Consider the following 13,198-nt stretch of genomic DNA (forward strand, 5'->3'; position numbering starts at 1 on the left):
TACATTGATCAGGTTACGTTTGCTCTGGCTCCCGTCAATCCAAAAACAGACGCTAAAAAAGCGAACGTCTGACGATCGGTGCTATATTATGGCTGTAAGAAGATGACGAGAGCCGCGCTGGCCCTTTGCTCATAAAGCCAAGAGGCTTTGTCGAGGAAGATGCGCCGACGCAAAGCAGACTCGGGCAGACAATCTGATCGGCGCATTTAGGGGTTCATGGCCTAGAGAGCGGGGCAACCTAACGAGCGCTAATCCTGTATCTTGGAAAAATCGGCAACCGCGCGGGTGGCATCGCGGATTTCATTCAAAAGCTTCAAGCGATTTTCGCGCACCTTCGCGTCGTCATCGTTGACCTTCACCTTGTCGAAGAAAGCATCGACCGCCGGACGCAGTTTTGCCATTGCGCTCATCGCGCTCGCGAAGTCTTCTTTTGCCGCGGCTGCGCTGGCATCGGCTTTCACCTGGTCGATGGCCTTCGCCAGCGTCTTTTCTTCATCGAGACTGTAAAGCGCGGCATCGGGCGCGCCCTCGTAGGCCTTGCCGTCCTTCTTCTCCTCGATCCGCAAAATGTTGGCGGCACGCTTGGTGCCGGCAAGCAGGTTCTTGCCGTCGTCGGTATCGAGGAATTTTCCGAGCGCTTCGACACGGCGGACCACCATCAAGAGATCGTCCTGTCCTTCCAGCGCGAACACGGCGTCGACGAGATCGTATCGCGCGCCCTGCTCGCGGAGCTGGACTTTCAGGCGGTCGGCGAAAAAGGCGAGAAGATCAACGCTGTTGTTTCGAACTTGACGACCAGCCCATCTGACCATTGCCGCGCCGGTTACCTTGAAGGCTTCGGCGTGTTTATCGAACACACTTATCAAATTTATCTTATGCCGGTTTTCAACCAGCAGCCGAATTACCCCTAGCGCCGCTCTACGCAACGCATAGGGATCTTTCGATCCCGTCGGCTTTTCATCGATCGCCCAGAAGCCGACCAGCGTGTCGATCTTGTCCGCAAGCGCCACTGCAACACTCACGGGATCGGTCGGCACCCGATCCGCAGGCCCCTGCGGCTTGTAATGCTCTTCGCTCGCGGCGGCGACGGAAGCGTCCTCGCCCTGCGCCAGCGCGTAGTATTTTCCCATCAAGCCCTGCAGCTCCGGGAATTCGCCGACCACTTCGGTCAGCAGATCGGTTTTCGCCAGACGCGCCGCGCGCTTGGTCTTTTCGACGTCGGCGCCGACCAGTGGCGCGATCTCCGCCGCCAGCCGTTCGATCCGCTTGATGCGCTCGCCTTGCGTGCCCAACTTCTCGTGAAACACGATGCTGTCGAATTTCGCTAGCCGCTCTTCAAGTTTCGTCTTCAGGTCGGTCTCGTAAAAGAACTTCGCATCGCTCAAGCGCGCGCGGATGACGCGCTCGTTGCCGGCGATGATGGCCTTGCCGCCATCGGACGCTTCGATGTTGGCGGTGAGGACGAATTTGTTGATGAGTTTTGTCGTTTTGGGATCGCTGACCACAAAACACTTCTGGTTATTCCGGATCGTCGCGCGGATCACCTCGCCCGGGATCGACAGGAATTCCTGGTCGAACGATCCCATCAGCACCACGGGCCATTCGACCAGTCCCGCCACTTCATCGAGCAGCCCCTGGTCCTCGATCAATTCGTAATTCTGCGCCTGCGCCAAGGTCCTGGCTTCGGCGAGAATGATGTCCTTGCGGCCCTGCGGATCGAGCACGACCTTCGCGGCGTGGAGCTTTGCCTGATAATCCTCGAAGCGGCGCACGGAAATCGGCGCCGGCGCCATGAAGCGATGGCCATAGGTAGTCTGGCCGGCCTCGATGCCGTCGACGGCGAATTTCACGACGTCGGGTTCTTCGGTCTCCATGCCGAAAGTGGCGACGATGGCATGCAGCGGCCGCACCCATTGCAGCGCGCCGGGCCTCGCCGAGCGTTCGCCCCAGCGCATCGATTTCGGCCATGGAAATGTTCTGATGATGACCGGCAGCATGTCGGCGAGCACGTCGAGCGTGGCGCGGCCGGGCTTTTCGATCAGCGCGATATAAAAGTCGCCCTTCTTCGGATCGCGCTGGATCTTTGCCTCATCGAGCGAGGCCAATCCCGTCGCCTTGAGAAACCCCTGGATCGCAGCATCCGGCCCGCCGACGCGCGGTCCCCTGCGCTCTTCCTTCAGGTCGGATTGCCGCGCCGGAATGCCATGCACGGTCAGCGTCAGCCGCCGCGGTGTCGCAAAGGCCTTCGCACCTTCATAAACCAGGCCCTCGGCGACGAGTTTGTCGGTCACCATACGGCGCAGATCATCGGCCGCCTTCGCCTGCATCCGGGCAGGGATCTCTTCGGAGAAAAGTTCGAGAAGCAGATCGGGCATCTAGGTCGCCCCGCCCGCTTCGGTATGCAACCAGGCTTCGCCGCAGGCCCTCGCCAACTCGCGCACACGCATGATGTAGCTCTGCCGCTCGGTCACCGAGATCACGCCGCGGGCGTCGAGCAGATTGAAGACGTGGCTTGCCTTGATGCACTGGTCATAGGCCGGCAGCGCCATCAAATGTTTTTTCTGATTGTGACCGCTCACCCAGCCCGCCTCAAGATATTTCTTGCAGGCCTCCTCGGCCATGGCGAATTGCTTGAACAGCATGTCGGCGTCGGAGTGTTCGAAATTGTGCCGCGAATATTCCTGCTCGGCCTGCAGGAACACGTCGCCGTAAGTAACGCGCTCGGCGCCGTCGCGGCCGTTGAAATTGAGATCGTAGACGCGGTCGACGCCCTGCACATACATCGCAAGGCGCTCGAGCCCATAGGTGAGTTCGCCGGAAACCGGCGCGCATTCGACGCCCGCGACCTGCTGGAAGTAAGTGAATTGCGACACCTCCATGCCGTCGCACCAGCATTCCCAGCCCAATCCCCATGCGCCAAGCGTCGGGCTTTCCCAATCGTCCTCGACAAAGCGGATATCATGCAGATGTGAATCGACGCCGATCGCGGCGAGCGACTTCAGATAGAGTTCCTGAATGTCCGGCGGCGACGGTTTCAGGATCACCTGGAACTGGTAATAATGCTGCAGCCGGTTGGGATTTTCGCCGTAGCGGCCGTCCTTGGGCCGCCGCGACGGCTGCACATAGGCGGCATTCCAGCGTTTCGGCCCGAGCGCGCGCAGCGTGGTCGCCGGGTGAAAGGTGCCCGCCCCCACTTCCATGTCATAGGGCTGCAGGATCACGCAGCCGTAATCCGCCCAATAACGCTGCAGCGTCAGGATCAGTCCCTGGAACGAGCGTTCCGGGCGCATGTGCGGAGGTAGTGAGTCCATCGTCCGATTCGGTCTTCGCTGGGGGGCCGGCAAGCGCGCGGGACCGTATCGGCGGGGAGGCGGGGAATCAAGGCGAAGTCCGGCGGGATTTTGCCGTGAGAAAGCCCGAGAGCATGACCGGTTCTGATTGAATCAGAACCGAAGCTCTGGATTCTTGTTTTGACGCGTTTTCTTCACGCGAACCGGTATCCACTTCGCTCGAAAACGCTCTGGATCGGCGCGCCGGATTTCGTGATCGCTCTCGATGGAATTGTGAGCCACGCAGGCGCCGGTGTTCGGTAAGAGAATTGCAGTCGCTCCAAGCCTTGCTCGCCGGTTCTCACGGGTGGTGCCCCGCCCCGAGGCCGGCGCAAGTGCTTTTAGAGGGCAAATCGCCTTAAGATCACCCCGGCCGATAGGCGCCGGTGTTGGGATCCCGCCGCAGGGTTGGAATATCATTCGACTTGGCAGCTTCGGCGAGCCGGGCGAGGCGCGCCTCTTCCAATTCCCTGTTGACCCTCATGGCTGTGCGGTAGGCCCAGCGGACCACGGCTAGCCCACCCAGGGCGCCCGCGAAAGCGATCAGCGGCGGCATCGGTCGATCCTTGTCGTTCATTCGTCGGCCCCCCGATTGGCATTGTTGCCCAAGCTGTTTCCGCCTGCAATCGCATTGTCATCACTAAATAGCGCGCGCCAATCGGCCGTCAAAACCCGAATTTGGCCCAAATTGCCCTGCTCTCCAGCGCCGAAATCAATTCGTCCGGCAGGCCCGCGATACCGTCCCGTTGGGTTAGCGTTTCCGCGCCTGCCGATTTGCGGCCCAGCAGGCTGGACAACAGCCCTGTCGAGGGCGCGATAAGCGGCGTCAGTACCTTGTCACCGTAGCGCGTGCGCAGCGTCGAGCGCAGATCGCCGATCGCATCCGCAAGTCCCAGCGAAACGGAGGTTTCTCCGGCCCAATATTCGCCGGTGAACAGCACGTCGTCGGCGCCCTTCAGGCGAGCGCCCCGGCTCTGTTTCACCAGCGCAATGAAGATGGCGTGGATCTCGCGCTGAAGCGCTTTGACGTGCGCGACATCATCGGGGTTTTCGGGAAGAAACGGGTCGAGCATCGCCTTGCGCGTGCCGGCGGTATACAGCCGCCGTTCGACGCCGATCTTCTTGATCAGTTCCTGAAACCCGAAAGTGCCGCCGACCACGCCGATCGAGCCCAGGATCGAGGATGGATCGCAAAAAATCTCGTCGCCGGCGCAGGCGATCATGTAGCCGCCGGATGCCGCGACATCCTCGACGAATACCAGCACGGGCAGTTTCTTTTCCGCGGCGAGTTGCCTGATGCGCAAGTAGATCTGGCGCGACTGCACCGGCGAACCGCCGGGCGAATTGATCATCAGCGCCACGGCTTTTGCATTCTTCATCGAGAAAGCGCGCTCGAGCGTCCTGGCGACACCGGCGAGCGACATGCCTGGCCGCAGCGGCGTCACCGCACCGATCAAGCCCGACAGCCGGACCACCGGCACCACGGCAACTCCACGCCGCAGACGCGCCGGAAGCCATTCCGTAAGTCTGTCGATCAGGCCCGGCCATCTCAAGCGATCAGCTGTTTGTTCGGTCATGCGGTTACCTCGAAATTAACCAATTTTTATCACGCGGCTGTCATTGAATCGATTGGAACGTCTTTTGCATTGAGGCCGTTGTAAGGGCCGTAACGGCGCAGCGGGGAAAAAGCATGAAAATCTATCTGCTGATGGTGCTGATCGGTACACTTTTGACCGCGATTCACTTCACTTCCGCGCCAGAGCAGCGATCGAAGTCGCCTTCCCAATAGCTTAGGCGATGGAGCAAAGCTTCAGGGTATTGCTAGCGGCAATACCCCCTTCCCGGCCAGAATGTCCTGCACCTGTTTATTAGGCACCGCTGACTCATCATTGAGCATCAGCGCGGCGTGCAATTCAACAGGTGCCTTCCCGCCCTTGACGGCACGAATCAGCACGCGAATCGCAGGCCTCTTTCCATCCCCGTGAACAGGCAGAATTGCCAGGCTGCCAAAACCGCGCGCGAGCGCGATCAGCACCTCGACGAGACCGTCAGCACGCCAGATCAAACTGAGGACGCCGCCGGATTTCAAAATCCGTCGCGCCGCGTGAACCCATGTCTCGAGCGTCGCAGCCGTCGAGACATGAGCGATTTCGCGGGCCTTATCCGGCGAGGCGCGGTGCCGCGCGGGATCATTGAACGGCGGGTTCATCAGGACGACATCGACACTGTCGGGAGACAGGCCAGCCGTCGCAAACGTCTCGGCGGCAGATGCGACGTCGAGCACGATGACCTCAGCCGAGATGGCATTTGCGGCAGCGTTGCCGCGCGCGAGAAGCGCCAGCGCCGCATCGATCTCAACGAGGAAAAGTTCTATGCCGGCCACACGTTTGGCGACGGCAAGGCCGGCGGCGCCGACCCCGGCGCCCAAGTCAACCACGCGATCGCCTGAACGGGCCGGCGTCGCCGCAGCCAACAGCAGGGCGTCATGGCCGGCGCGATGGCCCGATTTCGGTTGCCGCAGGCGCAATTGTCCACCGAAAAACGCATCCTCGGTAAGTTCGCCGGGGTCAGTCATCGGGTCGCAGTTCGTGGGCCAAGCCGGCATCGATCAGAACCTGGCGGGCCTCGCGGTTGTCGTCCTCATGGACCAGGATCCGGCGCGGTAGGACTCCGAGCGAGCCTTCGATAATGCTCATGTTCTGGTCCAGCACCAGATGGTGGATGTTCGCACCATCGAGCAGCGCGCCGATGGCCGAAACCAGCACCATATCGTTGGTCCGTACCAATTCCCGCAACTTTGGCTCTCCTTCGCCGACCCGACGTGACGGCAGCGCCAGCCGTGTCAGCCGCCTGATGCCCTTGCCGCGTTCCCTGGCAGTTTCTATTGTTATACCTGAGGATAGAGTGAATTGGGCAAATCTGGAGACCGGCGTGGCGGTTATTGTACCCTTCGAGAGTCCCTCGAACACATCGATAGATGAGCTGGTCGCGCTGGTCGCCGCCGATATGGAGCGCGTCAACAGCACCATTCTGTCGCGGACCGGCTCGGAAGTTACCATGATCCCCGAGGTCGCCAATCATCTGATTTCCTCAGGGGGGAAGCGGCTGCGCCCGATGCTGACGCTCGCCATGGCAAATCTCACCGGCTATTCCGGCGACGGCCATATCAAGCTCGCGGCCTCGGTCGAGTTCATGCATACCGCGACCTTGCTGCATGACGACGTGGTCGACGAAAGTGAATTGCGCCGCGGCAAGCTGTCCGCGCGGATGCTGTGGGGCAACGAGGCCAGCGTTCTGGTTGGCGACTTCCTGCTCGGCCAGGCGTTTCGCATGATGGTCGAGGTCGGCTCGCTACGCGCCCTCGATATTCTCTCATCCGCCGCGGCAACCATCGCCGAGGGTGAAGTGATGCAGCTTGCGGCGGCGAAAAATACCGCCACCACGGAAGATGAATATCTCGCGGTGATCCGCGGCAAGACGGCTGAGCTGTTCGCCGCGGCCTGCGAGGTCGGACCCGTCATCGCCAATCGGCCGAAGGCCGAGCAGACCGCGTGCCGCTCGGTCGGCATGAATCTGGGTATCGCGTTTCAGCTGGTGGACGACGTGCTGGACTATGGCGGCAAGGCCGCCAAGCTCGGCAAGAATATCGGCGACGATTTTCGCGAGGGCAAGATCACGCTGCCGGTGGTGCTGGCTTTCCGTCGCGGCAATGACGGCGAGCGCGCCTTCTGGATCAACGCGCTGGAGCGCGGCGAGATCTCCGACGGTGATCTCGATCACGCCGTCGGCCTGATGACCAAACACCGCGCGCTGGAGGATACCCTCAACCGCGCTCAGCACTACGGCGCGATGGCCGTCGACGCGCTGGCGCTGTTTCCGGCTTCGCCCATGAAGACCGCACTTGAGCAGGTGGTGGCGTTCTGCCTGGCAAGGTCCTATTGAGGGTCCTCCGTCGTCATACCCCGCATGCGGGGTATCCGGTACACCGCGGCCTTTCCATTCTATCACTGACGTCTCGGAGTACTGGGCCGCCCGGCCAAGTATGCGACATCAAGCCGGGCGATGACAGCGAGGCCTAGCTCAACACGCCCGCATGCACCCACCACTGCGGGTGCTCGATCTGTATTTTCTGTGACGCGCGCTGCGCCTCCGCGGTGTTCTCAAAGATCGCAAAGCAGGTAGCGCCCGACCCCGACATCCGCGCCAGCCACGCCCCATTGGTGGCGTTGAGCGCCGACAATACTTCGCCAATCACGGGCTGAATGCGCATGGCCGGGGCTTCGAGATCGTTAGAAGCAGCAGCGAGTGCTTCAACCCATTCTTCGATCGACGCCCCGTCTCCCGGCCAGGCTGTCGCCTGGATCACGTCGGTAACACCCACCAGCAATTCCCCGTGACGCAGACCCAGCGCTTCAAACACGTCCTTGGTCGGCACGGGAATGCGCGGATTGACCATCACGCACGGCATCTTTGGCAGGCTTAGCGGCAGCAGCGTTTCGCCCACCCCGGTCATGACGCAGGCGCCCGAAGACAGGCAGACCGGCACGTCGGCGCCGGTCTGTTTCGCGACCTCGATCAGCCGCTTGTCGTCGAGGGCAAGGCCGTTCGCCCGCGCCAGCAACCGCAACGCCGCGGCGGCGTCAGCCGAACCGCCGCCGATCCCGGCTGCAACGGGAAGCACCTTGTCGAGGGTGAAATCGCCGAGCTTGAGACCAGGCACACGTTCGCCGAGCAATTGCGCGGCCTTGAACACGAGGTTATCGCCGGTCTCGCCGCAGTCCGGTGCAAGCGGCCCGGTGGTCTTGAGGGTCAGTGTGGACCCGGGCGTCAGATTCAGGTGGTCGGCGCAATCGGCGAACGCAACCACGCTTTCAAGATCGTGATAGCCATCGACCCGCCGCCCAACCACCCGAAGGGTCAGGTTGACCTTGGCACACGCGTTCTCAATCAGCGCTAGTGCGGTGGATTGGACATTCGCTCCAGCATTTCCACGAGTCGCCATAGCAAATGTCAAATCCAAAGCCGCACTGAAATTTATAGTTTGCTAGCGTCCCGGCTCTAACATTCGCAAGTGAGTTAGCCGCAACCGGATGCGAATGTTAGAGCCGGGACGCTAGCATCGGCGACCAGTCCTTGATCAGCCGCCCTTGCCGTCTTCTTTTTTCTTGTCCGCGGAAGCTGCGGACGAAGTGTCCTCAGGCAGCCCGTTTTCGAGCTTGGCTTCGATCTTGGGCAGTTCTTCCGGCTCGGGTTTCAGATCGCGGGCGTGGGCCCACTGGAATTTTGCTTCCAGCGTGCGGCCGACGCGCCAATACGCGTCACCGAGATGGTCGTTGATCGTCGGATCCTCGGGCTTGAGATCGATCGCACGCTCGAGATTTTTCACCGCGTCCTCGTAGTTGCCGATGCGGTAATAGGCCCAGCCCAGCGAATCCACGATGTAGCCGTCGTCCGGGCGCTGATCGACGGCCCGCTTGATCATCTTCATGCCTTCGTCGAGATTGACGCCCTGATCGATCCACGAATAGCCGAGATAGTTCAGCACGTGGGGTTGCTCGGGCTGCAGCTCAAGCGCCTTGCGCATATCGGCTTCCGCCTTGCTCCACTGCTTGGAGCGCTCTTCGCAGATGCCGCGGTAATAGTAATACACCCAGCTGGTCTTCTCGCTGGCCGCCGGCAATGCAGCGATGCCCTGCGAGTAGGTTTGTGCGCAGTCGGCGAACTTCTTGCGGCCCCGCTCGATATTGCCGAGCGCCATGGTGGCTTCGATATCCTTGGAATCCTCGGCCGTTACGGATTTCAAGAGCTTGATCGCCTCCTCGCTGCGGTCCGCGGCGTCCAGATTGGTTGCGAGCTGAATCTGCGCATTGCGCTTCAGCGGCGAATTCGCCGGCATCCGCTCGTACACCTTGATCGCCATCGCCGGCTTCTTCACCGACTCGTAGAGGTCGGCCAGCGACAATAGCGCCAGCGGATGATTGGGCGCGAGGTACAGCGAGAGCTGCAAATAGACCAGCGCGAGGTCCTCGCCGCCGCGGCGTGTCAGCGTTGCACCGATGCCGTAAAGCGCCTCGGCCGCGCCGGCTTGCGCCGAATCGACCAGCGGCGGCAGCTTCTTGCCGGCCCTCGTCTCGCGCAGGCCTTCCTGCACCAGCGGATGTCGCGGAAGCTTCTTGTCGAACGCCTCGTAAATGGCGCTCGCCGCCGCCGCATCCTTGTTGCGCGACAGCCAGCGCGCATAGTCATCGGCGATGCGGAGCATGGAATCATCGAGCTTGTAGGCCCGCTCAAGACGCGCACCGGCATCCTTTTCCTTGCCCGCGAGCTCGAGGATCATGCCGGCGTGCAGATCCTTGAACAGCGGATACCATTCCGGACCGGTCAGCTTGTCGATATTGGCGACCGCCGCCTTGCTGTCGCCGGCGCCGTAGCTGGCCCAGCCCGACAGCAGCGTCGCCACCAGATCCGTGATCGGCCCGCGGATCGACTGATTGATGTTCAGTTGCGCGGCCGGATATTTCTTCGCCTTCAGATCGCGCACGCCGATGACCAGCCGGGCGACGCGATTGGACTTGTCCATCGTCAAGATGCGGTCGGCGAGCTTCACGGCCTCGTCGATGTCGCCATCCGCCAGCGATGAAATGAAAGCGCGATCCAGCAATTCGTTGTTCTTCGGATCGGTGCGAAGCGCCGAGCGATAGAACGTCGCCGCCGAAGTGGCGTCCCGCTCCACGCTGGCATGGCGGGCGGCCAGATAGCTGCCCGCCGTGGTCAGCGATTTCAAATCGCGGCTTGAGGGAAATTGCGCCGAGTTGCCGGCCGGATGATCAGGCGTCTGTGCCGAAAGCGAGCCAGGCGCTGTCAGCGCGATGAAGGCGACTGCGGCAACCGTCTGCCGATTGAAACGAATGGAAAACATCACGGTTCGCCTTAGCTCCAGGATTTACGGATCGTCTCGGATGCGAAACCAAGCGGCAGCATCAAGGCCTGCGACAATGCCGCGTTTGGCGTTCAACCGCAAGGATACGGGTTGGCGAATCGATTGCAGGAAACGCCCCGGTACCCGTCAATCCCGCCTGAAGACGCTTTCAGTGTGGCGGTATCGTGGCCAGCGGTCGCTAGAACCGCCGTTTCGATTGAATCGGAACTGCCGCTCATCCCTTTGCTGTTGCGCTTTCTTGGTGCGAACCGGTACCCGCTTCGCTCCAGCCGGCTCACGCGATCGTGGTCACATCGCCTCATAATTGGGTCCGCCACCGCCCTCCGGCGGAACCCAGGTGATGTTGGCGTTCGGATCCTTCACGTCGCAGGTTTTGCAGTGGACGCAATTCTGGGCATTGATGACAAAGCGCGGCCCGGTTGTCTCCTCGACCCATTCATAGACGCCTGCCGGGCAATAACGGTTGGACGGGCCCGCATAGACATCGTGCTCGGAGGTCTTCTGCAGATTCGTGTCGGCGACCTTCAGGTGGACCGGCTGGTCCTCCTCGTGATTGGTATTGGAGAGAAACACCGAGGACAGCTTGTCGAAAGTCAGCTTGCCGTCCGGTTTCGGATACACGATCGGGGCATGCTCTTTCGCCGGGTCGAGCGTGCCGCGGTCGAGCTTGGCATGCGACTGGGTTCCGAACAGCGAGAAGCCGAGCGTATTGCACCACATATCGATGCCGCCGAGCGCGACGCCTATGATGGTGCCGAACTTCGACCATAACGGTTTGACATTGCGGACCGGATACAAATCCTTGCCGACCACCGAACCGCGCCACGAATTCTCATACTCAACCAGTTCATCGTTGGCGCGGCCGGCGCCGAGCGCGGCGGCGACATGTTCGGCCGCGAGGGTGCCGCTGCCAATCGCATTGTGCACGCCCTTGATGCGCGGCACATTCACAAAGCCCGCCGCGCAGCCGATCAGCGCGCCGCCGGCGAAGGTCAGGCGCGGAACCGATTGATAACCGCCCTCGGTGATGGCCCGCGCGCCATAGCCCAGGCGCTTGCCGCCTTCGAACAGGCCGCTAATCGAGGGATGGGTCTTGAAGCGCTGGAACTCATCGAACGGCGACAAATATGGATCGTCATAATTGAGATGCACGACGAAACCGACCGCCACCAGATTGTCGTCGTAGTGGTAGAGGAAGGAGCCGCCGCCGGTTGAATTGTTCAACGGCCAGCCGAAAGAATGCTGGATCAGACCCTTTTTGTGCTTGGCCGGGTCGATCTGCCAGACCTCCTTGAGGCCGATGCCGAATTTCGCAGGCTCGCAGTTGGCGTCGAGGGAAAATTTCGCGATCAGTTGCTTGGTGAGGCTGCCGCGCGCGCCTTCGGCGAACAGCGTGTACTTGCCGAGCAGTTCCATACCGCGCGTATACGACGACTTGTGCGAGCCATCCTTGGCCACGCCCATGTCGCCGGTCGCGATGCCGCGCACCGCGCCTTTTTCGTCGTAGAGCACTTCCGTGGCGGCGAAGCCCGGGTAAATCTCGACGCCGAGCGCCTCAGCCTTTCGCGCCAGCCAGCGGCACACATTGCCGAGCGAGCCGACATAGCAATGATGATTATTCATCAGCGGCGGCATCATGATATTCGGCAGCGGGATCGCGGTACCCGCTGTCATCCAGTAGAACTTATCCGCCGTGACCCGCGTCTTCAGTGGACAGTCGGCGTCCTCGCGCCAATCCGGAACAAGTTTGTCGAGCGCCACCGGATCGATCACCGCGCCGGACAAAATGTGCGCGCCGACCTCGGACCCCTTCTCCACCACCACAATCCCGAGATCGGCATTGAGCTGCTTCAGCCGGATTGCGGCGGCCAGGCCGGACGGCCCGGCGCCGACGATGACGACGTCGAATTCCATGGATTCGCGCGGCGGCAATGGTTCGGTGCTCATGATCTGCTCTCGGCCCGGTTGGGAAAGCTTCTCTTCTATGGGTCGCCCCTGGGGGCGTTTGTTTCCGATTTTTAAGGGAAGAACAACCATGGAAATGATTCTTGAGGCGTTTCGTTGCGACCCGATCCGGCCTAGATTGCAACAATGCCCATGACACCGTCCCATGACGCCTGATCCCGTCCCAACCGTTCGGCAATTGCTGGCCTTTTATCTGGAGGCCGGGGTCGACTGTGCCCTGACCGAAGAGCCCGTCAATCGGCTGTCGGATCCCGACATCATTCCTGCAGCCCCTGAAACAACGACCCCCCAACCGGTCAGGACGATCGCGGCCGCAACTCCGCCTGTGCGCGTGGAGGCGGCGCTAGCGCCCGAGGCGGCGATCCTGTCGGCGCGGGAAGCCGCGCGGACCGCGCCTACGCTCGAGGCACTGCGTACGCTTTTGGAAAATTTCGACGGCTGCGCGTTGAAAGCGACCGCCACTCGCCTGGTGTTTGCCGACGGCAACCCGCAGGCGCGCATCATGTTCGTCGGCGAGGCTCCGGGGCGCGAGGAAGACATCGAGGGACTGCCGTTCGTCGGTCGTTCGGGCAAGTTGCTCGACCGGATGATCGCGGCGATCGGGCTCGACCGCGCCAGCGCCTACATCGCCAATGTCATTCCGTGGCGGCCGCCCGGCAACCGCACGCCGACGCCGCAAGAGACGCAGATCTGCCTGCCGTTCATCCAGCGGCAAATCGAGCTGGTGAATCCCGATGTGCTGGTGACGCTCGGCAATCCCTCGACCCAAACCTTGCTGTCGACGCGCGAGGGCATCATGAAAACCCGCGGCAGGTGGTCCGATTACGACACCGGCACCCGGGTGATCCGCGCGCTTGCCACCTTCCATCCGGCCTATCTGTTACGCTCGCCCTCCTACAAGCGCATGGCGTGGCAAGACTTGCGCTCGATCGCAAAAGCACTTGAGCAGGCAAAGTCGCCCTGA

11 protein-coding genes are annotated in these 13,198 nt (G+C 61.6%); 2 read left to right on the plus strand and 9 right to left on the minus strand.

What is annotated here, in order from left to right; all coding sequences use genetic code 11:
* Nucleotides 1–248: 248 nt before the first annotated feature.
* From glyS to N554_RS0118430, 6 genes are all read right to left on the minus strand, one after another.
* Entirely contained in the window at nucleotides 249–2,375 is a 2,127-nt protein-coding gene (gene glyS, locus N554_RS0118390) for a glycine--tRNA ligase subunit beta (protein ID WP_029584806.1), read from the minus strand.
* Complete coding sequence (locus tag N554_RS0118395) at nucleotides 2,376–3,311, minus strand: glycine--tRNA ligase subunit alpha (protein ID WP_029584807.1); 936 nt, start codon at nucleotides 3,309–3,311, stop codon at nucleotides 2,376–2,378.
* A gap of 382 nt (nucleotides 3,312–3,693) precedes the next feature.
* Nucleotides 3,694–3,885, minus strand: a complete 192-nt coding sequence (locus N554_RS0118405; RefSeq protein ID WP_029584808.1) for a hypothetical protein — start codon at nucleotides 3,883–3,885, stop codon at nucleotides 3,694–3,696.
* A 109-nt stretch (nucleotides 3,886–3,994) separates the two neighbouring features.
* Nucleotides 3,995–4,906 (minus strand): S49 family peptidase, encoded by a 912-nt coding sequence (locus tag N554_RS0118415; RefSeq protein WP_029584809.1) that lies wholly within the window; start codon nucleotides 4,904–4,906, stop codon nucleotides 3,995–3,997.
* A 233-nt stretch (nucleotides 4,907–5,139) separates the two neighbouring features.
* Complete coding sequence (locus N554_RS0118425) at nucleotides 5,140–5,904, minus strand: tRNA1(Val) (adenine(37)-N6)-methyltransferase (RefSeq protein WP_029584810.1); 765 nt, start codon at nucleotides 5,902–5,904, stop codon at nucleotides 5,140–5,142.
* Nucleotides 5,897–6,124 (minus strand): putative signal transducing protein, encoded by a 228-nt coding sequence (locus N554_RS0118430; protein WP_029584811.1) that lies wholly within the window; start codon nucleotides 6,122–6,124, stop codon nucleotides 5,897–5,899. The genes N554_RS0118425 and N554_RS0118430 overlap by 8 nt, the downstream gene beginning before the upstream one ends.
* Nucleotides 6,125–6,260: 136 nt before the next feature.
* Here N554_RS0118430 and N554_RS0118435 point away from each other — a divergent pair, with 136 nt between their 5' ends.
* Entirely contained in the window at nucleotides 6,261–7,271 is a 1,011-nt protein-coding gene (locus N554_RS0118435) for a polyprenyl synthetase family protein (RefSeq protein WP_029584812.1), read from the plus strand.
* A gap of 133 nt (nucleotides 7,272–7,404) precedes the next feature.
* Here the strand turns inward: N554_RS0118435 and N554_RS0118440 are convergent, their stop codons facing one another.
* The 3 genes from N554_RS0118440 to N554_RS0118450 form a co-directional block, all read right to left on the minus strand.
* The gene (locus N554_RS0118440; protein ID WP_051677556.1) at nucleotides 7,405–8,331 is read right to left on the minus strand and encodes a 4-(cytidine 5'-diphospho)-2-C-methyl-D-erythritol kinase; all 927 of its coding nucleotides are present in this window, start codon (nucleotides 8,329–8,331) and stop codon (nucleotides 7,405–7,407) included.
* Nucleotides 8,332–8,466: 135 nt separating this feature from the next.
* Nucleotides 8,467–10,248 carry a tetratricopeptide repeat protein gene (locus N554_RS0118445; protein WP_029584814.1) on the minus strand — a complete coding sequence of 594 codons (1,782 nt, stop codon included), beginning with the start codon at nucleotides 10,246–10,248 and terminating at the stop codon, nucleotides 8,467–8,469.
* A 309-nt stretch (nucleotides 10,249–10,557) separates the two neighbouring features.
* Nucleotides 10,558–12,216, minus strand: a complete 1,659-nt coding sequence (locus N554_RS0118450; RefSeq protein WP_029584815.1) for an electron transfer flavoprotein-ubiquinone oxidoreductase — start codon at nucleotides 12,214–12,216, stop codon at nucleotides 10,558–10,560.
* Between the two features lie 163 nt (nucleotides 12,217–12,379).
* Here N554_RS0118450 and N554_RS0118455 point away from each other — a divergent pair, with 163 nt between their 5' ends.
* Entirely contained in the window at nucleotides 12,380–13,198 is an 819-nt protein-coding gene (locus N554_RS0118455; protein ID WP_029584816.1) for a uracil-DNA glycosylase, read from the plus strand.

It is taken from the genome of Bradyrhizobium sp. URHD0069 (assembly GCF_000701345.1).
Lineage (GTDB): Bacteria > Pseudomonadota > Alphaproteobacteria > Rhizobiales > Xanthobacteraceae > Bradyrhizobium.